16 protein-coding genes are annotated in these 24858 nt (G+C 44.4%); 3 read left to right on the forward strand and 13 right to left on the reverse strand.

Features of this window, described 5'->3' with window-relative positions; all coding sequences use genetic code 11:
- The first annotated feature begins 254 nt into the window (after positions 1 to 254).
- The 3 genes from eat to eutC all read left to right on the forward strand — a co-directional run bounded on the left by eat (position 255) and on the right by eutC (position 4233).
- Positions 255 to 1664: an ethanolamine permease gene (eat, locus tag I6E86_RS07990; protein ID WP_197177176.1), complete on the forward strand. Its 1410-nt coding sequence runs from the start codon at positions 255 to 257 to the stop codon at positions 1662 to 1664.
- Between the two features lie 186 nt (positions 1665 to 1850).
- Positions 1851 to 3236, forward strand: a complete 1386-nt coding sequence (locus I6E86_RS07995; protein WP_197176810.1) for an ethanolamine ammonia-lyase subunit EutB — start codon at positions 1851 to 1853, stop codon at positions 3234 to 3236.
- A 52-nt stretch (positions 3237 to 3288) separates the two neighbouring features.
- Positions 3289 to 4233, forward strand: a complete 945-nt coding sequence (gene eutC, locus I6E86_RS08000) for an ethanolamine ammonia-lyase subunit EutC (RefSeq protein WP_197176811.1) — start codon at positions 3289 to 3291, stop codon at positions 4231 to 4233.
- A gap of 162 nt (positions 4234 to 4395) precedes the next feature.
- Here eutC and I6E86_RS08005 read toward each other — a convergent pair whose 3' ends face one another.
- The 13 genes from I6E86_RS08005 to I6E86_RS08065 form a co-directional block, all read right to left on the reverse strand.
- Positions 4396 to 6795 (reverse strand): TonB-dependent receptor, encoded by a 2400-nt coding sequence (locus I6E86_RS08005; RefSeq protein WP_197176813.1) that lies wholly within the window; start codon positions 6793 to 6795, stop codon positions 4396 to 4398.
- A gap of 185 nt (positions 6796 to 6980) precedes the next feature.
- On the reverse strand, positions 6981 to 7637 hold the full coding sequence (locus tag I6E86_RS08010; protein ID WP_197176815.1) for an RraA family protein: 657 nt from the start codon (positions 7635 to 7637) through the stop codon (positions 6981 to 6983).
- Positions 7638 to 7722: 85 nt separating this feature from the next.
- Positions 7723 to 9822, reverse strand: a complete 2100-nt coding sequence (locus I6E86_RS08015; RefSeq protein ID WP_197176816.1) for an IucA/IucC family protein — start codon at positions 9820 to 9822, stop codon at positions 7723 to 7725.
- Between the two features lie 4 nt (positions 9823 to 9826).
- The gene (locus I6E86_RS08020) at positions 9827 to 11749 is read right to left on the reverse strand and encodes an IucA/IucC family protein (RefSeq protein ID WP_197176817.1); all 1923 of its coding nucleotides are present in this window, start codon (positions 11747 to 11749) and stop codon (positions 9827 to 9829) included.
- Positions 11750 to 11869: 120 nt separating this feature from the next.
- Complete coding sequence (locus I6E86_RS08025; RefSeq protein ID WP_197176818.1) at positions 11870 to 13351, reverse strand: MFS transporter; 1482 nt, start codon at positions 13349 to 13351, stop codon at positions 11870 to 11872.
- Entirely contained in the window at positions 13351 to 13953 is a 603-nt protein-coding gene (locus I6E86_RS08030; protein WP_191113749.1) for a GNAT family N-acetyltransferase, read from the reverse strand. The genes I6E86_RS08025 and I6E86_RS08030 overlap by 1 nt, the downstream gene beginning before the upstream one ends.
- A 78-nt stretch (positions 13954 to 14031) precedes the next feature.
- Entirely contained in the window at positions 14032 to 15426 is a 1395-nt protein-coding gene (locus I6E86_RS08035; protein ID WP_197176822.1) for a lysine N(6)-hydroxylase/L-ornithine N(5)-oxygenase family protein, read from the reverse strand.
- A 102-nt stretch (positions 15427 to 15528) separates the two neighbouring features.
- The gene (locus I6E86_RS08040; protein ID WP_197176823.1) at positions 15529 to 17358 is read right to left on the reverse strand and encodes an IucA/IucC family protein; all 1830 of its coding nucleotides are present in this window, start codon (positions 17356 to 17358) and stop codon (positions 15529 to 15531) included.
- 1 nt (position 17359) lies between these two features.
- Positions 17360 to 18841 (reverse strand): pyridoxal phosphate-dependent decarboxylase family protein, encoded by a 1482-nt coding sequence (locus tag I6E86_RS08045; protein ID WP_197176824.1) that lies wholly within the window; start codon positions 18839 to 18841, stop codon positions 17360 to 17362.
- Positions 18842 to 18968: 127 nt separating this feature from the next.
- Complete coding sequence (locus I6E86_RS08050) at positions 18969 to 20318, reverse strand: diaminobutyrate--2-oxoglutarate transaminase family protein (protein WP_197176825.1); 1350 nt, start codon at positions 20316 to 20318, stop codon at positions 18969 to 18971.
- Positions 20319 to 20674: 356 nt separating this feature from the next.
- Positions 20675 to 22849 (reverse strand): Fe(3+)-hydroxamate ABC transporter permease FhuB, encoded by a 2175-nt coding sequence (fhuB, locus tag I6E86_RS08055; protein ID WP_197176826.1) that lies wholly within the window; start codon positions 22847 to 22849, stop codon positions 20675 to 20677.
- Positions 22846 to 23874: an ABC transporter substrate-binding protein gene (locus I6E86_RS08060; RefSeq protein WP_197176827.1), complete on the reverse strand. Its 1029-nt coding sequence runs from the start codon at positions 23872 to 23874 to the stop codon at positions 22846 to 22848. The genes fhuB and I6E86_RS08060 overlap by 4 nt, the downstream gene beginning before the upstream one ends.
- Positions 23875 to 23923: 49 nt before the next feature.
- Positions 23924 to 24688: an ABC transporter ATP-binding protein gene (locus tag I6E86_RS08065; RefSeq protein WP_197176828.1), complete on the reverse strand. Its 765-nt coding sequence runs from the start codon at positions 24686 to 24688 to the stop codon at positions 23924 to 23926.
- Positions 24689 to 24858: the final 170 nt, after the last annotated feature.

Raw genomic sequence — 24858 nt, forward strand, 5'->3', positions numbered from 1 at the left:
GAAATGACGCAAATAGTTGTATCAAAATAGTGCTTTTCCTACCTGATTTATGGGAAAAGACCGTTTTTTGTATGGCACAAGATTTGCCTTTGATGAAAGCATGACGATGTTGGTCACGCTTTAACCGAAGAGGGTATGTTGTCTTTACTTATAAAGCACTTAATATATTTTGATAATAGCTTACCAATTCACTATTCATTGGCTGAGCTTTGGAGAACGATATGTCTACAAACGCTAATGGCCAGCTAAATGGCATGGCAGGAAGTACTCAGGCTGAAAATGATTATTTTGCTAAAAGACAACTCAAACAAGGTGCAGTCGGCTGGGTATTATTAATAGGCCTTGGTGTTGCCTACGTTATTTCTGGAGATTTTGCAGGTTGGAACTTTGGGCTTGCTCAGGGTGGTTGGGGCGGGATGTTTGTTGCCACCATCGTGGTCGCTATCATGTACCTTTGTATGTGTTTATCTATGTCAGAAATGGCGACGATGTTACCTACGGCAGGTGGTGGTTATAGTTTTGCACGAACCGCCTTTGGCCCTTTGGGCGGTTATCTGACGGGTACAGCTATTTTAATTGAATACGCGATTGCGCCAGCTGCGATTGCTGTATTCATCGGCGCTTACTGTGAGTCTTTATTTGGCGTTGGTGGGTGGATGGTGTATCTCGCTTGCTATATTGTCTTTATAGCCATTCATTTGAAAGGTGCTGGCGAAGCTTTAAAAATTATGTTTATTATCACAGCCATTGCTTGTATCGCACTGGGTGTGTTTATAGTCGCCATGATTCCTCATTTTGATAGCAAAAACCTTTTTGATATCGCCGTTGGCAATCAAGCTGGTGCCAGCACTTTCTTACCCTATGGCTATGTTGGCATTTGGGCAGCTGTGCCCTATGCCATTTGGTTCTTTTTGGCTGTTGAAGGCGTACCCTTAGCCGCTGAAGAGGCCAAAGACCCTGCTAAATCATTACCACGTGGACTGATTGGCTCGATGTTGATACTCGCAACCTTTGCGATTCTCATTCTATTCTTAGGACCAGGAGCGGCTGGTGCAGATGCGTTGAAGGACTCAGGTGCACCCTTAGTAGATGCTTTGGTTTCTGTGTATGGCAGCAGCTCTTGGTTAGCAAGTTTTGTAAATTTTGTTGGTTTGGCGGGTTTAATTGCAAGCTTTTTCTCGATTATTTATGCCTACTCTAGACAGATCTTCGCCTTGTCTCGTGCAGGATATCTACCTAAGAAGCTATCATTAACCAACAATAATAAAGCGCCTTACTTGGCTCTTATTGTTCCTGGAGTCATAGGCTTTCTGTTATCGCTTACCGGTGAAGGTGATTTGCTTATCCTTATGGCTGTGTTTGGTGCGACCGTTTCATATGTACTAATGATGGCATCTCACATCAAATTACGTCTATCTCGGCCTGACCTTGCTCGCCCTTATAAAACACCTGGTGGGATTTTTACTTCAGGTGTGGCTTTAGTATTGGCATTACTTGCTGTCATAGCAGGGTTAATGGTCGATCCTAAAGTATGGTTTATGGCAGCTGGTATTTATGTCGTACTTATTCTATATTTTGTGATATTTAGTCGGCATCATCTAGTCAGTGGTACACCAGAAGAAGAGTTCGCGCAAATAGAAGCGGCAGCGGATGAATTGAGTTAAAAGCACTCATTATAAAGTCACTGATTATGATGTTGTATAAAGTAATTAGACACTTCTCACATGGCTTTAAGTTTTAACTTGGTTGAAACTTAAGGTCATGATAGTTTGAAATACATAATACATAGTTTCGTTGGCAACTCACATATCAAAGCTGAGTAATGTGATTACGCAATAAAGGTGGTTAACATGGCATATAAAAATACCGTAGGACAGCGAAGCTACCAATTTAAAGACTTAAAAACCTTACTTGCAAAAGCATCACCGAGGCGTTCGGGTGATGAGCTGGCTGGAGTAGCAGCCTGTGATGCAACTGAGCGCGTAGCAGCACAAATGGCGTTAGCAGACTGCTTATTAACTGATTTTTTAGAAGACTTTTTAATACCCTATGAGACGGATGAAGTCACTCGCCTCATCATGGCACAGCATGATTCTCAAGCATTCTCTAAAATAGCCAGCTTTACTGTTGGAGACTTAAGAGACTGGCTTTTAGGAGAGTCAGCGACCACAGAGACCATATCCGAATTAAAATATGCCTTTACACCTGAGATGGTCGCAGCCGTCAGTAAAATAATGCGGGTACAAGATCTTATCTTGGTAGCGAAAAAATGCCGCGTGGTCACTAAATTTCGTAATACCATCGGTCTAGAAGGGTCTTTATCCACACGATTACAGCCCAATCATCCAACCGACGATCTATTGGGTATTTCTGCAAGCATCATTGATGGATTGATGTATGGCAATGGGGATGCGGTCATTGGGATTAACCCTGCTACCGATAATATCCAGAACCTGTCTGAACTATTGAAACTACTAGACCATGTCATCTCCGAATATCAAATTCCTACTCAGTCTTGCGTTTTAACCCATATCACGTCCGCTATACAGTTAATCAATAAAAACGTACCTGTCGATTTGGTTTTCCAGTCCATCACAGGTAGTGAAAAAGCGAATACCAGCTATGGCATAAACTTAGCGATGTTAAGAGAAGGCTATGACGCTGCCACGAGTCTTAATCGCGGCACGGTAGGTCAAAACGTCATGTATTTTGAGACAGGTCAAGGTAGTGCGTTATCCAGTAACGCCAACTTTGGCGCTGATCAGCAGACGCTTGAAGCCAGAGCTTATGCGGTGGCTAGAGAGTTTAACCCTTTGTTGGTCAATACCGTGGTTGGTTTCATCGGGCCTGAGTATCTCTTCGATGGTAAACAAATCATTCGAGCAGGATTAGAAGATCATTTTTGTGGCAAGCTGCTTGGCGTACCCATGGGTTGTGATATTTGTTATACCAATCACGCTGATGCAGATCAGGACGATATGGATACGTTACTGACGTTGCTTGCCAATGCTGGCATTAACTTCATCATGGGTATTCCAGGCTCAGACGATGTCATGCTCAATTATCAGACAACTTCATTTCATGACGCTCTATACATTAGACAACTTCTTGGTCTCTCCCCTGCCCCTGAATTTGCGCTTTGGCTGAGTAATAACGACATCTATACCCAATCTGGCAATAGTATCAATTGGTCAGATAAACCATCAGCCTTACTGTCGGGGATAATGGGCAATTAGCTTACTTAAGCGAGAGTATAGAAAACGTCGATACACTATAAAGAGAAATGCTATGTCCATTGATTACTCACAAAATAAGACATCACTGACTGTCAAAGATCATGTCAAATCGAATACAAACAGTGCTAGTGATTTAGTGCATTTAGATCCTTGGGAAAAGTTAAAACAATATACAGACTCTAGAATTGCTTTGGGACGTGTAGGCTGTAGTGTCCCTACTAAGCCCTTGCTCAAGTTTCAGCTTGATCACGCTGAGGCAAAAGATGCTGTATTGCAGGACTTAGATGTTGATTCTTTAGTCGTGAAGCTGTCTGAACATTGCCGCTCCTCTATAGTCGAGCTAGATTTAAATCTGGTTGCAGAGAGTTCAGATCAGACAAATAATCAAGACGATCAGATGAGTGATACCTTACAAATACTGAGAGTCACCAGCCAAGCGCAAGATAAATCTGAATATCTTAAACGTCCAGATTGGGGCAGACTGCTTAGTATTGAATCCGCTAAGCAATTGGAGATATTCGGTAAGGACAAGTCTTACGATGTTGCTATTGTTATGGGAGATGGTTTATCAGCGAGAGCGATAGCTGAGAATGCTCCCAAACTTGTTGCAGAACTCATCTCACTTTTTAATGAGAAAGATTGGACTATCGCACCCTTAGTCATTGCTACTGGTAGCCGTGTCGCTTTAGGAGATGAGGTCGCAGAGCGTCTTCATGCCAAAATGCTGGTCATGCTGATCGGAGAGCGTCCAGGTTTGAGCTCTCCCGATAGCTTAGGTATTTACTACACTTGGGACGCTCAATCTTCGAGTCATGATGCTATGAGGAACTGCATCTCTAATGTGCGTAATGCTGGCCTGCCAACCAGAGTGGCGGCAAGTCGTCTCTTAGCATTAATGGAGAAGTCTTATGAGCTCAAGCTATCTGGGGTTGAGCTAAAAGATGAGCAGGAACTACCGGTATTAGATCAGGGTCAAACAGCGATCAAGCTACTATGATGAAGCAAAAAAACCTTTTAGGCTAACCAACAGCCTAAAAGGTTTCTTCTATAGTCATATCTACATAAATCCGCTACATCGCCATCCTCGTTAACCATACTACTGTATAGCTGCACAAGATTGACTTGTATCGAAATTACTCGAACTCAATTATCTGTTGATTTAATAGTCAACGGTATAGCTTAGGCCATAAGTCGTGCCTGATGCAGGTAAACGGTTCAGATCGCCATACGTGGTTTGATGATAGACTGTTAAATAGTCTTTATTGAGCAAGTTATAAACCCCATAACCTACTCGGCCTACTGGCATCTCTACTTGTCCCAACACATCAAGTGTCATATAACCCGTAACTGGCAATGCACTAGAGTCAGGATCTTTTTGTTGATCTTTAGAGGCTCTGTCATCACCGCCAACGGCCAATGCTTGCAGACGTATATTGCTGCCTTCATCAAAGTTATACTGAGCAAATGCGGTGCCTTTTAGTGGTGTTAGGCGTACAGCATCCAGCTCCAGCCAATCCCCATTATAGTCATATTGACCACGGGTATATGCCACACTACCACCTACTTGCCACTGATCGCTAAGGTCATGAGTCAGTGACCCTTCTACGCCATAAACACGCTCATCAGTATCGACAACCTCGACAGTATAGCTGTCTGTAAAGCGCACTACTTTATCTGATTCGTTATAAAAACCGCTCAAGCGTGCCGCTGTATCGCCGTGTTTGCCGTGCCAGCCAAACTCGTAGTTATTGGTTGCAATCGGTTGAACATTGTCTGAATTAACCACGAAACCGGCACGCACATCACGCAGTGCTCGCTGTATATCTGCAGTGTCAAGACCTTGTGAAAAATTGGCAAACAATTGATCTTTCGATGTTATCTGATAGCTGGTACCAAGATTGAAAAGTACTTTGTCATGGTCTGTGTTGCCTTTTTCTACGTCGCCTGCTTGATAGTCAATGCCATAAGCTGCACTTGTCCCGCTAATAGCAGAACTATTAAAATACTCTTCAAGCAGCTGCTCATAGATGGGCGTAAAGGTATCAGTCTCAGATTTTAGCTTTTGATAACGCACGCCAGCACTAGTATGCCACTTGTCGGTCAAGTCAACATCTGCATTGACAAAAGCACCCAATTTATCGATGGTGGTATCTGGCCCACCATTATAAGTAAGCCCATTGGTTTGGGCGTTTAAGCCATTACTTGCAAGAAATATATTTAAGTCTTGACCATAATAGGTTTGCTCACTGTTTTCGCGTTCGACATCCACACCATAACTAAATAGGGTGTTTTTGCCTGCGATTTCGGTTTCAGTTTGCATGGCTGCACGTAGACCCATCACTTCAATATCAGCTTCTGACTGGGTCACAAATACTGCGGCACTGGTAAGCTTGTTCACAGTCTTTTCATTAGTCAAACCATTGGCCTGCCATACTTCAGCTGCTTGGGTTGCTGCACTCTTGGCAGAAGGATAAAAACGGCCTTTTTCATCTCTATAGTAGCCCGTTACACTTAAGCTAGAACCTGAACCCGCAAAATCATCATCACTATAATTTAAATTCACGGAGCTTTTTTCGGTATAAGGCTGGTTTTCTACGTTGGCACCATCGATGGCTTTTAAAGAAGGTTTTGCGCCAAACAACACGGCTAAACCATCACCGTAGTCTGGGCCATAGTCGGTATCTTGCTTATCTTTATAGTAAGTCGCTGCGAGATCAAGACGTTGGGTATCCGTTAGCTCTACACCTAAGCTACCATTCACACTTAGTGACTCGGTATCTTGTTGATCCGTTTGATTGACATCAGGACTAACTCGGTCGCCTTTGCTATCGAACTTGCCGCCTTTGGTCTCATAATCAACATCTAAGCGTCCATAAGCCCGCTCGCCGCCATATCCTAATGTTTGCCCTACGTTATAGCCAAATGAATCTGAGTCAAAGTCGCGGCTACTACTAACGCCCACTCTGGTTTGTCTAATAGGGCCATAACCCACCAGAGATTTAGTCACAAGGTTAATCAGACCACCTGACGCGCCAGCACCATAGATACTAGTGGCACCCGAAAGCACCTCTACCCGCTCAAGCTGTGAAGTATCAATACTGTTGAGCTCACGTGAAAGACTGCGTGAACCGCTTAATGGCACACCATTTAGCAAAAACTGTACTGGACGGCCATGCATGGTGGTGCCGTAGTTACTGGTCGAACCACTACTGGTACCCAAGCTCGGAATCAGCTGTGCCAAGATGTCACCAGTGGTACGGTTGCCCGTCGCCTGCATCTGAATCTCGCTTTCAGTAATTACTTGCGTGACGGCTGGCATCTCACTAATCTTCTGAGCCAGCGCCGTACCCGTTCTGGCTTTAGCCGTGACATTGATAGTGTCTAAAGTCACATTAGGTGTCTCATCTGACGACGAGTTTGCTGCTGAGTTTGACGTCAGTTCTGTCGAAGCCTGCACATCTGATACGGCATTCGCTTCATTGATATTGGTTTGAGCATACAGTTGCTGGCTAATACAAAGGGTGAGAACAGATAGAGCAACTTGATGATGGCTTTTCATGATTATTTCACTTATGTTATTTCACTTAGTTGGATAGATAGACAGTGGTATGAGTCATATTTAGCTAATGATACTGTGTGTACTAACTTTGTGAAGCACATTCTAAATGATAATCATTTCTATTTCTATATATATTTATATATTGCTAGTAAGTAATGCTCTGTGACAATCGTAAGTTTAACTGTCTATCGTGTATTTGATGAGCTATTAAACAGTTCATCTAATGCGTTATGAGTATAGGCCTCAAAAAACATCTGAAACTTTATCTCATCTGCTTTGTGTTTTTTTTGGCAATCTGGTAATAGCTGCCGCGCTACATCAACAGGCAATATAAACACGCCATCATTATCCATCATAGCGATATCGCCTGAACGGATCATCGTAGTCTGCTCACCAAAGCGATAGCAAATATCGGACGCTAACTTACCTTGTGATTGGTTGCTCTTGAACGTGGTTATAGCGCTGATACTTTGTGCAAATACAGGGAAGCCCAGCTGCTGAATTTGTACCGAGTCAGTTGCCTGTCCAATGACAATGACGGCGGATAGCTTCTCATAGATAGCCGCGCAAGTTCGCAGTGCTCCCCAACATGCCTTGATGCCTAATACTTGAGCATCAATACATAACACATCATTAGGCGCTGCTTGAATCAATGCCTGATTGATCGCATCCGTGTTGTCAGAGGTTAGTTGCACCGTCAACACTCGGCCGACTATGGTAGCCGTGCAAGGATTGAGTGCTTTGATATCTGGTAAATACCCTACTCCCGTTAGATGACCAATGGTTGAAGTGCCTATCTCTTTATAAGCATCCATAAGATCATTAATATCGATGTCATTCATTATATTCTCACTATCGCAATTTTTAGCTTTTTTATTTCTCGATAATTTTTATCGCATTGCTAATTGCTAAGTAGCTATTAGTTAGTTAGTTAGTTAAATAGGTTCGTTGGCTAGCTGATTTTTTAACACGCTTGAACGGATTGATCGTTTTGCTTTCTCCAGCTGGCATACTGCCATGAGGGTCAGCACCACGTGCAATCACAGGTAATAGCAATGTTTTATGCGGATAATGTGAATTGCTCAAAAGCTCATCACGAAGTATCTGACGTTGATCGTCATCAAAATCGATAGTCACCAAGGATTCCTCAATACTGGTCATTGCCTCGTGCCACAGAGTCTCTTCATTGATATGATAGTGCTCAACCAATGACTCGATAATCGCTCGAAGATTAACCAGTAACCCTAGTGACTGTAGATAAAATATCAGCGCTTTCGGCGTCTCGCGATATAGACGGTTTTTAAAATCTGGTGGGCTCAGATACTCAGGATCTGATATTTGATGACGTGCCAGCCATGGTAGATGGATGCGTACGGAATCATGATCACGTAGTAATAGACTCGTAAAACGATTATCCTTTAATGCGATAACAATATTTTGCCCATGCATCTCAGGTGCGAACCCTAGGCGTAAACAGCGCAGCATCGTACCCAAAAACACATCACAAAGATTTTTAAAGCACGCTATCACAGCGAGTTTTTTATTCTGTGGCGAGCTTTCTTGAAAGCTGTCTTGAGCACTATTCTGGCTAATACTATAAATGCCCTCCTGAACAATGCCGTCAAAAATGTGATGACTAACACCTTGTTTGTAGATCAACATACCCAAGCTTGCCATAGGAAACAGTCGAATCGAATCATCGCATAGATCTGCTGGTAGTTGGCGTAGCATCGCGCCTAGATGCGTGGGCTTTTCTTGATAAAAATAGGGATTAATAGCGCTTTTATCATGCAAATGAGAGGGCAACATATAACCCCACCACAGACGTTCATCCCATAACCGTAGCTGTGCTGATAGCTCAGGGTCTAACGTTCTTGCCTGCATCAATATGGCTTGGTTTTTTTCACCATTGATCAGCTTGAGGGCTGGCAAGTAACGCTTTGAGTTCAGTGCATACACACCTATAGGCAGCTTAATGCTATTTGGTGTATCAGCATCAATTAACATACTGCGCATGGATGAGCTGGCATAAGTGATGAGCATATCAAACTTGAGAGCGACAACTGTGCCATTGGTAAGATCCTCAGCATACATGTCATCAATCACATGAGTCATTTGCCAAGGGTGTACGGGCATCGCAATGTGCGTCTCCGCTATGCCTTTGTCATCTAGCTCTCGCATCAAACTCTGCTGCTGCGTAGTATCCAAAAGATATTTCGCTGGATTTTGCGTTGTTGTGTCTTGAACATGCTCTGCCACCATGACATGGCTTTTGGCAATGGCGACCCATACCAGCGTAATGGGCTGGTTAAACTCTGCCATATAGCGCTGGTATTCTTGTGAAGTAAAGCCCAATTTACCTTTAGCCAGTGGATGAAACGGACGATCCATGAGTGATGCCCACTGCTCCGCCGCAATCAAGGTTTGATGCCAATTCGGATACTGACAAACTGCCGTTGTGATATTTGCTGCTGCTGATTGTTGCTGAGCTATAAAAGAAGCCTCTAAGCTCTCTTTTAGCTTTAAGACACCGACGTCAGATAAGCTGGCACTATCCATCATTGATAAAAAGATGTCTAACAAGTGCTGTGCTGAGCTTACTGGCTCGAGCAAAGCGCTATCTACATGATGCTTGTTATGTACGACAGGCAGACAAGATTTGGATAATCGCCACGGTGACGCGTAAGCAGGCTCTACCAATAGTAATAACTGCCTCTCTTGGTCAAGTTGTATCACCATCAATGGGTTATCTTGGTCAAAGAAGTCTTGATACTGCTGTGGCAGTGACTCTAAAAGTAGCGACGCTAAAAATTGATGCGCATCTTGAGCTTGTGACGTTTGATGATTTGCCAAGTACTCGGTGGTGGTTGTCACTTGAATAAGGTGCTCATCCACCCACTGCTCTAATAGAAAACACTCTACTAAATGGCTAATCAACGACCATTGGATGGCCTCGATATCTGGCTCAGGATTTACATCAAGATAGCTGCTTTGCGCAGAAGTTTGCACAGGAAATAAGGTATGCATCGTCTTACCCCTGACTTTTAAACAATGGATTATTGATGTATTTAATCGGGAATGCTTTATCTCCGAATAGTCGGCGCTTAGCCAATGACTCAATGCGCGTTTGTTCAGCGAATACATCAAACAAGTCGAACCGTACTTGATGCTCTGGATGAGAGGTTTGATAGTCAGTCACGCAGTCAGCAACCTGGTGCCAAAACGCCACTTCAGCATAGTGATAATGCGTCTGCATAAAAATCGCAATGTCTGACAACGCCACAAAAAACAAGCAAGCAACCGTCATATCCCGAATGCCATCTGTATCTTCGGTCTCGATGAACGAGCCTCTATTCAAGGCAGCATGGGCAGGTGGCAAGCTATAAAAATCTGGACGCAAGTGTTGTTGGGTTAAGTGCTCAGGTGAATAGCGAACCCCGTCATGCAAGTCTTTTAATAATATTTTTACGGGATAGCCATTTTCATGTACCAAGACGATGTTTTGCGCATGGCACTCTAATGCCGCACCATAACCAAATAAGATATGTAATAAAGGGGTGACAGTGACCTTAATTAACTGCGCAATCCATGTCTCTACGCCATATTTATCAAGCCAAGGTGCTATCAGATGCGAGCCATCAGCATTGATATAACTGACACCATTGAGCGGGAATGCGGTTTGATCTTTAGATAGATACTGGTTTACGTTTTCTCGCCAAATCGCAGCTAGCCCGCCGTACATATTTGGATGCTGGTAGCCACGTGTGCGTAGCGCCTCATGGTCCAGACTAACGCCAACGGTCTCACCTAAAAACGCAATGGGTAATGCTTGAGCGCTCTTATCGTCTGCAATCAGTTGGTTTAACCACGTAGTGACAACAGCAGCGTTCATCACGGTATGCTTTGCTAGTATTCGCGTGCTTGAGGTGTTAATCAGGTGCATACTCAGCTTTAAGTAGGCTTTATTATTACTGGTGTCAGTATTAACATTGTCATCAGCATTACCAAGCATCGTCAGTGAGCGAATAGACTGCTGAGCGCGGTACTGATGGCCTGCACTACCCAAATAGATAACTTCTTGCGTTGTAAGCAATGGTTGTAATGCTTGAATCAAGGTGTTTTTCCATTGCCAAGGATGTGCAGGTATTAGGCAATAATTATTAGCCGTCTCATTTGCGATTGTAAGTACTTCTATGAGTTTGGCATTGAGTGCAGAAAATTCATCCGCACCTACATAATCTTTTACCCATTCATTTATATCGATGCCGGTAGTAGTATTACTCACCAGTAGCTCTTTTTTAACCGCCAACCACACCACGCCTATGTTTTGATCAAACTCTGGACCATAGTCATAGTTATCTTGCAAATCAAAACCAATACGAGACTTAAAACACGGATGATAAGGATGCCCTGCCGTCAAATAGCCTTCGAGTTGCTCATAAGTGAGCGTATCAATAGGCACAGGTATATTAGAAGCCAGTATTTGAGATTGTGTTTCATTCACTAAGGTATGGCGCAGTTCCTTGATGAAGCTGTCTTTGAGTTCTGCACCTTCAATATTGAGCAAGATATCACTGATCACATGCTCAAGAGTGGCGTCTTCGGCAACACCGTTAACCACTCGCTGCACATTTAGCTCATTTAAACGGATGATGTCAAAACTATAATGAATATGGCCTTGCGCGGTATAACGGACATCATTACTTGCTTGTATGACAAAATTCAGCAGCGACTTCTCACTAGTACTATCATGAGCGGTGTTCGCACTTTCAAATTCAAAATCAATGATTTTTTCATATAGTAATGCTTGTAGCAATTGCTTAATCACCCGTTGCTCAGCGCGTGCCATGATTTTAGAATCGACAGGCATTTGCCACGGTTTAGTTGCATAAGTGGCGTCAGTACTATGATTGCTATTATTGTTTTTGGTAGAGTTTGCTAGATTATTGGACATAGATATAAGCTTCCTGTCTGAAAATTGAATCAAATAAAAGTATAAATTTAGATGCATGTAAAGCGAATGATAATTACTTACGTTAATAAGTTAAAGAAAACCCCGATACGGGGTATTTGTTTATGGGGATCTTGGTAATTTGCACGCTGAAGGGATTGTGAATAATAAAATCACCGCGATGACCACCAGTATTTCTTGGATCGCGCTTGCCATGCCGTCACTACTACCTGCTGCTAATAACTGCGCACTTCGACTGCCTATATAAAGGGTGGACAGCGTGATAAATATGGTAGAGATGATGCGGCGACTGATGTTATTAAGTGCGGCTCCCTCAGTGACTGCGTCTTTGGGTAAGCTGCTAAACCCAACGGTAGTGGTCGGCAGGTATGCTAGACCCACTCCGACACCGCGCATACTCATAATCAACATTAATAGCCAAAGCGTGGGCTGATACAAGCACCATGCCAGCATCAAGGTAGACAGCGCACTAATCGCAATTCCTACGATGCCAATCCCTCTGGCACCTTGCTTATCTACCATCTTGCCAGCGTAATGCGTGGTGATACTGGCCACGAGCGTCGCGACCATTAGGACAACCCCTGTCCATAAAGCACTCTCGCCCATCACGTCTTGTATCAACACGGGTAATAATAAGAGACACAGCATCAAACCGACTGTTTGGCTAATGCTAATGATATTACTGTGCAAATAGGTTTTATTATTGAACAAGCGCACGTTCAATAACGGATAACGCTGACGCCGCTCGTATGCCCACCAAGCCATCGCGGACAGTAAAAATCCGACAGATAATAAACCCAACGTGGCTATCTTTAATAAGCCCTCACTGCTTAATAATCCACTAGTGAAGTCTATCTTCAGCGTGCTCAGCCAAACCATCATCGCAAGCAGCCAAACAAGCAAACTGACAAACCCGATGGTATCGAAAGGGCTCTTTTTTTCATATGAGCGCATGTCCGGTATTAGCCGCCATACCATCGCCATGACCGCCACACTGAGTGGTAACGTAATGGCAAACAGTGTCCACCACGCAAACTGCTCAACCAAGTAAGCACCGACCAAAGGGCCAAACGCTAATGACATCATAATAACAATGCCCCATAGCGCCATTACTCTGCCGTGCTGCTGCTGCGGATAAATCTGATACAGCATACCAATAGACAGTGGGATAATCAGACCGCCACTCAGTCCTTGTATGGCTCTGGCAATGATGACTAAGCTCATACTAGACGCCAGCATGCCAATGACTGAGCCCAGCATAAATCCAAAAATTGCCGCCAAATAAACATGCTTAAACGGAAGCTTTTTGTTTAAGTAGCCGCTTAGCATCAGCCCCACACTCATGGCCAATACATAAGCATTTAGCACCCAGCCGCCCATCACGATATCGACATCAAACACCGACATAAAGACAGGAATCGCTGGATTAAGTGCACTATTACTAAAGCTGACCACCGTACCGCCGAGCAGTAGTGTCAGTAATACCTGCTGTATCTGTTTGTCGGTCAAGCCATTACTGCTCTTAGAGGCTTCATTTGTAGGCGACTCATCGGTAGATGCGTTATTTATAGATGTGTTGCTCATTAAGCAGTGGCACCATAAAAATTGAGATAACCTCTAGATTCTAGAAACTCATCGCGATTGCAAAAATATAATGAGGCGGTTTTTTCTGGCATCTCAATCAGACGTTGTACTCTATAAGCGAAGCTATCAGCAATCCATTGATACACCTCAACCTTACTATCCGGCTCAACTACGATTTTTTTGGCCTCAGTATGCTCAAATATAAACTTGCTGATCATCATACCTGTTGGCTTTAGATAGCCTTTGCCAACCACCGCTGGATCACCAAGCAAAATATGCCAGCCCATGTCGGTCTCTTTGGCTTTGTAATAATGAGATAACCGGTCACGAGCCGTCTCATAAATCTCTGTATAACCAATCGGCTTATCATCACAAATTATAAGGTAGAGACGCTGATGGTCATCGGCCAGCATTTTTTCAAAATGTGTTTTTAACTGTGGCATCGGGAGATGTAGCTGCCACTGATCAACCACATGCTCAGCATGCATCCATTTATACAGCAATGGCATATCATCTGGGTATTTGACAGGTCTCAATGCAAATGTCTTTTGATAAGCTTCAATGCTAAACGTATCGGGTAGGTTTTGGGTGATGGTCGGCATGACTTGCTCCTGATTGTTATACAATTATATTGTTATGTGATTAATATGCTTTTTATGAAATACGATGCTTATAAAGCACTACGCGCCGAATTTTTGAAAAACTTTTAAGGCCTCGGTGTCGTAAGTCTGCTCACCTGTTAACTGATTGACGATACACCCTGCTCGATAAGCACCCAGCCCCAAGTCTGGTGCGCCAACGCCATGGGTGTGCACTTCTTGGTTTTGTACAAAAATTTTGCCATCAGTTACGATGTCTTTTTGATGCGTCAGCACATATTTCAGCACATAGTCTCGATCAATGATTGGCTGATCAAACTCATCGTGCGCGATGCTAGGCAGTATCGTATTTAAACACTCAGGCAGACCGTAACGATAGCCTGTACCAGCAATCACACAATCATACTCAGCAGTAAAATCTTGATTCTGTTCACGCTGTCTACCTACCAGTTTTATGGTGTCTGTCGCTTCTGGCACTTCTAGCATTGTTGTCAGCGTTGCCTCAACCACTTCACAGTTAGACAGCAACGTCGAATATAAGTCTTGATTGGTAATACTGCGCTCATAGAGACGATGATAAATATCGCGTATAGTCTCAAAGCCCATGCCTTTATAGAGCAGATCTTGCTTGGCAGTAACTTGTGGCTTGGTTGCTGAGTCTAAATCATAAAAGTAATCTGTATACGCCGGGCTAAAATGCTCCAAGCCTAATGGGGAGTATTCCATGGGAAAAAACCCTGCCGAGCGAGTCATCCAATCTAACTGAAACTTAGGGTCGTCATTAGTACTATCATCGCCATCGAATTGTTGATCAAACAGTGTTCGATATACCTCTGCGGAAGATTGCCCAGACCCCAGTACCAATACTTTGGTCAGCTTGTTGTCTGTCTTGGTGCTATTCAGATCAAGACTACTAGCATTGAGGCTGTCCAAGTCAAAATTATCTGCAAAATGGGCAGTGTGCATACAGCGGTTAGGCGCTTGCTTGGCAATATCTTGCAGCGATGGTGGTAGCGTGGCCTGTGTGCCCGTTCCTATAACTAAATTTTTAGCATGATAGGTGTTTTGTTTGCCTTGTTCAGAGACTGTCACTAAAAACCCATCATTGCTATCGTCAAACGCCACGTCTATCACTGCCGCATCAAAGCTCAAACTATCCAGTTGCCCTGCTACCCACTGGCAATAGTGGTTGTACTCTTTACGATAAATTTTAAACTCTTCTAAAAAGTAAAACTTGAGCAATCGGTGCTGAGTATGCAAATAATTCAAAAAAGAATACGGACTGGTTGGGTCTATCATCGTCACCAAGTCTGCCATAAAAGGCACTTGCAGCGTGGTGTTTGGCAATATCATGCCTTTATGCCAATTAAACTCAGCCTTTTGCTCAAAAAACTTGGCAGTTACGTCGGTCTTTGTCAGTAATGCCGCCAAACTTAAATTAAACGGCCCTACGCCAATACCAATAATATCTAACACTGTCGCCCCTTAGTGATTTGGTGGTCACGTTAATTCTGGTGTTCGTTTCTATCGAACACCAACTTATATCGTGTGCTAATTTTGCCGTTCCAATATGACTTGCTACATCACCATGGGGTTTGGGATATCGACATAAATAGACTGGGTTTCAACAGGTGCGGTCAGCTCATCGAGTGCATAGAGTCTGGTGAGTAGATTGCCCTTAAACGGCAATGTAGGGCTACGCAACAACAAGTCAAATAACGAACGATGCGGGTATTGTTGCTCTAACGCTATTAAGCATTCTTTAAACGCCGTGATTAATGCATCCTCACTCACAAGCTGAGTACGAGCAATAGCAGTGATAAGACCAAATATACTGTTACCAATTAGGTAGTAGGCAAATCTTGAGTCGGCAAAGTCTTCTGGAATGACGCACTCTCCTTCGCTAATCAGCTCGGGATAAGCATCAATGAGCGGCGTAGCGTACTCAGCGATATAGCCAAAGCCTTGATTGTCTCTGGCCCAAAATTTAGTAGGATAGCCGTCTGTTAGCTCGATGAGACTGTTTTGCTGATGTACCTCAAAACCAATCCCATGCTGATAATACATATGAACCAGCGGTATAAAACCAACTTGCAAATAAGTATCAAACCATTGGATAGCCACCTGTTCTAGAGGTTCATCTGTCCGTTTATGGATAGACTTAAACAATGTCTCTAAGCGATTGGTAAGACGAGTTGGATGGTCTTGGCTTAGGCTGGCAAGATTGGTGACTTGCGTCTCTTCTGTAAACGGGTTGTCACGTAAGATACAAATGGTCTCATCAATGATTTTTCCATCCACACGTAAGGCAATCCAAGCAGGATCATTCAATACCGCAATCGTAGGGTATTCGGTTTTGAGCTGAGTACCATAGTCGCTACGCCAGATTCGGCAGGCATGCATACCGCGTTTACATTCTTTGGGCAGGTTAATCCGCACCGAATTGGTAATCGCCACAGACAACGACAGTTTAAACATCCAAGGCGCATCAAAGGCCGCTAGCGTGCGTACTGATGTAGTCGGATGCAGAGACCAACCGAGTTCACCCAAGTCAAACAATTGGCCTTGTTCTAGCAGTTTTTGATACCACGGCTGCTGCTGCAAAAACCTTGCTTGCCAAGGGTGTAATGGCAACAGCTTATAGTCAGGATGCTCATCCACAAGTTGCTGCTGATAGCCACTCATATCAGCTTTTAGTTTTGATTTGAGCGCTGTGGTAATGCTATCGCCATCTACGAACTCTTCTGCAATGCAGCTGGGATGCACTAGCCAATAATGCAGCTGGGTTTTGCTACTGGTCTCGGGCGCATACTTCGCCCATTCATCACCATAAAACCCTGCGCGGCCTTTGGGTGTAGGATGCATGGCATGACCGTAAATAAGGTTTTGTTCGGTTTGAATAAAATCTTGCTGATAGTCAATGATGTCATCAATCTCATCATTGCGATGCTCTAAGATAATCTGTAGCCCCTCATAACTTTCAATCCAGCGCTTTAATACGCCATTGGCATCTAGCGTCGCTTTATCTTTATAACGATGCACAATGTCTTCAATAATCAAAGATGCTAGGCTCATAGCGGAGGATTTTATCCATCGGCTGTTTTGCAAAGGGTCGTCCAGTTGCGTGTCTAGTTTCGAGTCTGATCGTATGCTGACCTGCTTATTTAATGTAAGCGGCGTGCCCGCCAAACGATGCTGACCCAATTGGCTCACTCTGTCGACAGGTACGACCATTACCGTGTTCGAAGGCAATAGCATTAGCACTAATAGAGGCTTATTTTGTGAGGCCTGCTTCTGTATATCATCCTGCTGCTCTACGGCAATAATATCGCCGCGCCCAGTCTCAAAACAGTAAGCATTGATTAGGTTTTGTAGTGTAAGTCGATCAAGCGTTTTATGCTGCATCATGTTATTTTTTCCCATCAACGTTCAGGTTGTCAGAATTGAGTTGGTTAAAACCAGCAATACCCATCTGCTCAATGATGTCTGCAATATCATTGATTTGGGTATTGGGATTTAGAATGGTGAATTTAAGGCAAAGGCGCTGCTCAAACTGGGTGGTGGCCACATTGGCAATATTATTGATCAATAATGCTTGAGCAATGTGGCGATTGAGCTGAGCGAGTTGGTCATCAGATAGTGCGGTATCTTTGGGTGTAAAGTAAAACAAAACACTGCTGATAATGGGCTCATGTACCAGCACGAAATTTTCATTTGCATCAATCAGCTGTGCCGCCTGCTTAGCAGTATCCAAACAGTTATCAATCAAGGTTGCATAATCATCTGTCCCTAGTAAGTCCAGCGCCATCCACAGTTTCAAGGCATCGAAACGGCGTGTTGTCTGTAAAGAGTACGTGACCAAGTTTAAGATATTGTCCTGTTCGTCATCAGCAGAGTTTAAATACTCACTATGATGGCGAATACTCTCGAAATTTTGATTGTCTCGTAAGAGAAAAGCACCACAGCTAATCGGCAAGAAGAAATGTTTGTGAAAGTCCAAGGTGATAGAGTCAGCCTGATTCAGCCCCTCAATCAAGTGTCGATAGCGCTGTGATAGTAGCAATGCCCCGCCCCATGCTGCATCGACATGTAGCCATATCTGTTCATCACGGCAGATTTTACCAATAGACATTAGAGGATCAATAGCACCCAAGTCCGTTGTGCCAGCGGTTGCGATGATGGCCATCACATTGTCAGCACCCAGCTTATCTATCTGATGTTGTAAATCAGACATCAGCATGGCACCTGATGCATCGGTCGCTATTTTAATGACGGATTTTTGACCCAAACCTAATAGCGCCGCGTTTTTTTCGATAGAAAAGTGCGCTTGGTCTGAGCACAGGATGTTGCCAACTGGCTGACCCATCAGGCCGTCCTTTTGCACATTAGCCTTATAGAATTTATTGCGTGCCAGCAGTAGACCCATCAGATTGCTTTGCGTACCGCCACTGGTAAAGACGCCACCAGCATTACTTCCTGTTTGATTGTTAGCGCTATCAAGCTGGCAACGCTGACACAGCCAATGGATTAAGTCTTTTTCGATATAGGTCGCTGCTGGGCTTTGATTCCACGAGTCCATACTTTGGTTAGTAGCCGCGATAATCATCTCAGAAATCTGTCCGATGACTAACGTCGGCGGATGCAAATGAGCTAAGCAATTCGCATTGGCCGTCGACACACAACTGGGTAAAAACTTACTTTGAATATCAGCGAGTATCGTGTCGATGTCTCGGCCTTTCTCACGGATGCTAAAGGCATTGGTTGCTTGCACTTGTTGCGGTGTGCCGCCCAAATACACATTATTGTCGTCTAGCCACTGTTTGATAACAGCGCTGGTTTTTTGCATATGCGTGACATATTGCTCACTGGTTTGCTGGTTTAATAAATGCAAGATGTCCTCACTTGTTTATTCTACGATTGTATAAATCGCAAATAAGTGACTTATTATTAGAGTCGTTATTAGAGTTGTTATCAGGTTTTTTTATAAATGTGTGAATCATGCTAAAACACTGGCAAGACTATTGATTGTCTTCTAGCGCCATATCAAGCCTTTGGAGGACTTGCTGCAGCTCATCTTTGGTTATATTGAGGGGTGGTAATAATCGCAGTACTGTGCCACCGCGCCCGCCCTTTTCAATCACCAATCCATGCTTAAAACACGATTGCTGAATTTTGGCGGCCACATCGCTGTCTGCTGGATAGCTACCGTCATTTTGCTTAGGCAGGCTGGGGTTAACGATTTCTATGCCAATCATGAGACCACGTCCTCTGACTTGGCCCATTTTTGGATAGCGCTGTTGGCGTATCTTTAACTGCGACATGAACCATGCGCCTATTTCTAAAACATAATCAGCAACGTTGTTGTCTTTTAAATAATTGAGAGTGGCAAGGCCAGTCGCCATGGCTAATTGATTGCCTCTAAACGTGCCAGAATGATTGCCTGCTTGCCATACATCGTATTGTTTTTTGATACCCAATACTGCAAGTGGCAGACCACCGCCGATTGCTTTTGACATCACAATCATATCGGGATCAATATCAGCATATTGATAAGCGAACCAACGTCCTGTACGGCAGAATCCTGTTTGTACTTCATCGATAATCAGCATGATGCCTAGCTCTTTTGTCACTCGGCGCACATGCTTCAGCCACTCTATCGGTGCAGGATTAACGCCGCCTTCCCCTTGTATGACTTCTAAAATGACTGCGGCTGGTTTTACTACGCCGCTCTCTACATCTTTTAGGAAGTTTTCAAAGTAGCTCATATGGGCCTGGATGCTTTGCTCGAAAGGCAAGCCAAATGCGCAGCGATACATATTGGGATAAGGCAAGAATTGCACCGAGCTCATCAGACCTTCGATACCTTGTTTAGGTGCCAAGTTCCCTGTCACCGCCAGCGCGCCATGCGTCATACCATGATAGCCACCGCTGAAGCTGACAACACCTGAACGACCTGTGACTTGTTTGGCGAGTTTAATAGCCGCTTCTACCGCATCAGCACCCGTCGGGCCACAAAACTGCAAGCAATACTCATCGCTATTGGTGGCAAGTAGCTTGTACATGAACTCGCTGAATTTGTCTTTTAAGGGTGTGGTAATGTCCAATGTATGCATCGGTAGATTGCTATCCAATAGCGCTTTGATGCTTTCTATGACTACGGGATGATTGTGTCCAAGTGCCAGCGTGCCAGCACCTGATAGGCAGTCGATATACTCATTACCTTCAACATCAGTAATCCACGCCCCTTTGGCTGATTGAATCGCAAAAGGTAGCTTACGTGGATAACTGCGAACCTTCGATTCAAATTGTTCTTGACGGTGTAAGTAGCATTCGTTATCAAGTGGTTTGTCTAAAAGGATCGTGTCCATAGCTTCAGCCTTGTTATTGTCAGTCGTCTTGGATAAACATTCAAAAGTAAGTATTGACGCTTACTTCTTAAAACATCACTCATTTATATTGAATGATAATGTAAATGATAATCATTATCTTTTATGGAGCGTAGTATCTACTAGCAATGATTGACTGTCAACCCAGTTTGTGAATTTTTCGGTAGATGAACACGATAAAGAGAGCTGTTAGCGTGAATTTCAGCATGATGAATTAAAGATGAAAGAAACCATCACAAACCGTCAACCAGTCAGTGACGCACAGCTACCCAGCACAGATAGTTTTGGACTAGCTGTGCTCGCTTAAATCATTTGCCAGTAACTATCTAAAACGGCGGTTATCTATTGGCTGAAGTTGGAACCTTACGAATGAGCCACAAGAAGTAGCCACCACCGATAATCGCCGCAATCGTGCCAGCAGGCAGCTCATAAGGGAAAATAATATAACGGCCAATCCAATCTGCTATCACCATCACCCCTGCCCCTAAGAGGGCAGCTAATGGCAATTGCCGTTCAAGCTTTACAGCGCCTAGCGAAGTAGCTAAATGTGGCACCATTAAACCAATAAAGCTCAATGGACCAACGGCAAGCGTACTGGCCGTGCTAAGCGCTGCTACTAGTGCCAGTAGTGACAAGGTAACGGGCGTAACTGCCACACCTAGATTACGTGCCACACCTGTGCCTAAGCCAAGAACGCGCAAGGGTTTTATCAGCAGTAGACTGAGTACAAATAAGATAGCGGCAATACCAATGAGATACCATACCGTACTGGGCTGGGCGCTATAAGTTGTCCCTGACAGCCAGCTGAGCATAGCTTCTAAACGCGGGTCTCCTGAGAGCTTGACCATATGCATCACCCCGTCCATCATGGCGGCAATACCTATACCTACTAATAATAAATAACCTGAGCTGACCCTGCGTGCCAGCCAAATAATCAATAGCAGCACAGCCATCGCACCTGAGAGTCCTGAAATCAGCAACGTCCCTGCTCCAGCAGATAGCCCTAAACTTGGTAATAGTAAGAACCCTAAAATAACCCCAAGTGCCGCGCCTGAACTGACCCCCAACACCTCAGGACTGGCCATGGGGTTACGCGTTAAGGTTTGCAGTAGCACACCGGCCACTGCTAGCATCAAGCCTGTGGCAGCAGCGCTCAAACTACGAGGCAAGCGGTACTGCTGCGTGAGCGCCCACTCCGTACTGAGCCCCCACCCATTGATATCTTGCACAAACAGACAAGCCAGCAGGATAAGGGCGAGCACACCAGCGCCCCATCGCCAAAATGCAATGGATGTATGCTTACCTGTAAGCATCGGCGTCACTGTCTCTATCCGCGCGCGGCGCTGACGCAAAATTAGCCAAATAATCAATGGAGCACCCAAGATACCTGTCATGGCACCAGCTGGAATCTGCATATCAAGTATCGGCTCAAGCAGTAACGCGACATTGCTGGTCAACAATAACAGCAGCGCTCCCAACCCAAAGGCAGTGGCCAAACGCTTACCAATCGCGGAGATGCCTAGGGCATTAACCAAACTTGCCGCACCAAGACCAATAAAACCAATTAAACCAACTTCACTAATCACTAAGGCAGTCACAACGGCGATAACCAGCACAACAAGTGCACGAATGCCATTAATAGGCACACCCAGACGTTTTGCCTGCGTGTCATCTAGGCTCATCAGCGTTAATGGCTTTAGTAATGGCAGACATACAAACGCCATCAAAATAGCAGTGATGACTAGCGCGATACTGGTATGCCAGCTGTTTTGTGCCAAAAACCCAGCCGCCCATGACAGCATGCCATTGCTACGCTCAGCAAAAAACAGCACCAATACATTGGCCACTGCGGCCAGCAAAATATTGACCACCAAACCGGCCAATATCAAAATCAATGGGTTAAATCGACTGGGTGCTGATAAGGCAAATACCAGGCCCATACTGACGATAGCCCCCACAAAGGCCACATAAAGTCCGCCATAAATGGCCAAGCTTGGCAAAAATAACGTGACGATAAGCATGGCCAACTGTGCACCCACGCCCACCCCTAGCGTCGTATCTGATGCTAAGGGATTTTTTACCAATTGCTGTAGCAAAATACTGACCACGCCTAATAGCCCGCCAGCCAATAACGCTACTACGCTGGTCGCCACGATATGCAGCTGTATCGCCATACTGGCAATATCCAATTGCGAGCTTGGTATGAGCAAATCGCTAATTGGGCGTGTCCACTGCTGATCTAGCAGCGCCCAACTACTCCATAATGATAAAGCTGCTAATCCGATGAGCATGGCCCATAGTCGCCAAGACATACTGGCAAACAAAGAAGTCTGGGAATTGGGTTGATTGGGTGGCTGACTCAGTGGTGATGATGACTGTTTTGACGACGTCAATGAAGATGGCGACGATAATGATTTTGGAGTCGTTACGGTTTCAGAAGCTGATGTCATCGTATGAGCACTGTCGGTGTGGTTATTGATATGATTGTTGTGAGTATTTATATTGGCGCTCATAGTACATCCCCGCCTTTTAATGAAACGTCTGACAAGTTATTTGCTAGGCTGACCAATGACGACATACCGCCATAAATCCATACTGGAGGTAGCTCACCCACACAGCGGGTATTGCCATAACCTAAACGCTGCCAAATAAGGCTGTCATCAATTTCAGCTCTAGTGATTGGACTGAGTGGATCGATAATTAATAAACAAGTCTCATCATCTAATTGCGCCAAATCTCCCATCCGTACCGGCACAAATCCCCAATTATTGCCTTTGCCCAATACCACAAGCTCTTTACCCATCTGCTCTAACGCAGGTTGAAATAAGCTGTTTGCCACATACATACGCATGTTATTAGCATCCGCAAACTGCACCACCGCAAACTTTTTGACTCTTGGATAACGCTGCTGCAATTGCTGACTGGCCAGCTGTATGTCTTTCTGACTTTGTGCAATATAGTCTTCAGCCATCTTTGGGTTATCAATGAGTGCACCTAGCTCTCGAGTCGGTTCGGTATAGTCAGCCCACGTTGCCGTCTCTCCTTTTGCCGCAGACATCACAGATTCTGCAGGCACATCACCGTATAAATTACGCGCATGCTCATAAAAGTAATTGTCTATGACCATATCAACAGGCAATTGGGCGATTAGCTCAGCATTTGGCTGATAGCGGATGCCCAAATCTACGGTTGATGATGGCAGTTTAGGGTTTCCAACCCATCTATCCCAAACCCTTATATCACCTGTCGCAATTGGTGCATGCCCCATCGCTGTCAACGTCGCCGCATTGCCCCAGTCAGGAGAGGCGATATTAATCCTATCGCTATCACTTTTTTCTGCTGCTGAGGTAATGCTTGATGGTAATTCATCGAGCTGATCGGTACTGTTTTGTGTGGACGTCTGGTTATTACAGGCCGTCAATATCAAGCACAATGAGAGCGCAAACCATTTCAGTGTTGTCAATGACGTCACTGATACTGGCTTAGGTGTATCTATTGAACGTTTCGATGATTGTTCTGTATAAAAAATGGGAGGCATAGAAGCATATCTTTGTAGGCGAATTAAAAAAGGGAGAAAAAGTAAGACGTTAAGCGACTGCGACAGGCTGTCCAGTGATTGGATGACTGAGCAGCTGCATATCGACATTAAAGATATCGCGTAGCACGGTAGGTTGCATGGTACTGGCGATATCGCCGTTGTGACATACCTGACCATTTTTCAGTGCGATGATTCGATCGGCATACTGCGCGGCCAAATTGATATCGTGGATAATAATCACCACGCTCAAGCCTTGCTCATCGACCAAACGACGAATAAGCTGAATGACCTCGATTTGATAATGCATATCAAGGGCAGCAAGTGGCTCATCGAGCAATAGGTAACGGGTATCCTGTGCCAGACACATGGCGAGCCAAGCACGCGCGCGCTCACCGCCTGATAGTGTGGCCGTGATTCGATCAGCAAACGCTTCGGTTTGAGTCAACTTTAATGCTTGCGAGACTTTTTCTTTATCTATTTGAGTTGGCTTTTGTAGCCATTTTTGATGTGGGTAGCGTCCTAGCATGACCAGCTCACGCACCGTGAATCCAGCCGCTTCAGGTAGTTGCTGTGGTAGATATGCCATCTGCCGCGCCAACTCCTTGCTGCCGTAATCATTGATGCTGCGCTCGTCTAATGTGACATCGCCACTGCTACTTGCCATCTCGCCTGCCAATGCTTTAATCAAGGTCGACTTGCCAGACCCATTATGCCCAACCAAAGCCACTAATTGATTGGTATCAATATCACAGCTCACATTGTCTAATAGAGTATTTCCTTGACGGCTGATGGTCAGCTGGTTTGCACGTAGCATATAAGCACTCATTTTTGATAAAAATTGAAGAAAGTAGGGTCGATGGCAATCGCTTTATTAAGGCCAGAACGACAATAAAAGTTGATTTTACTCGTAAACGATAATAAAAACAATTATCATTAACTACAATAGAAGGCTCCACTTCTCAACTTACTGTTCTTTATGAGTAT

Origin of the sequence: Psychrobacter sp. SWN149 (assembly GCF_015864565.1) — a bacterium.
Taxonomy (GTDB): Bacteria; Pseudomonadota; Gammaproteobacteria; order Pseudomonadales; family Moraxellaceae; genus Psychrobacter.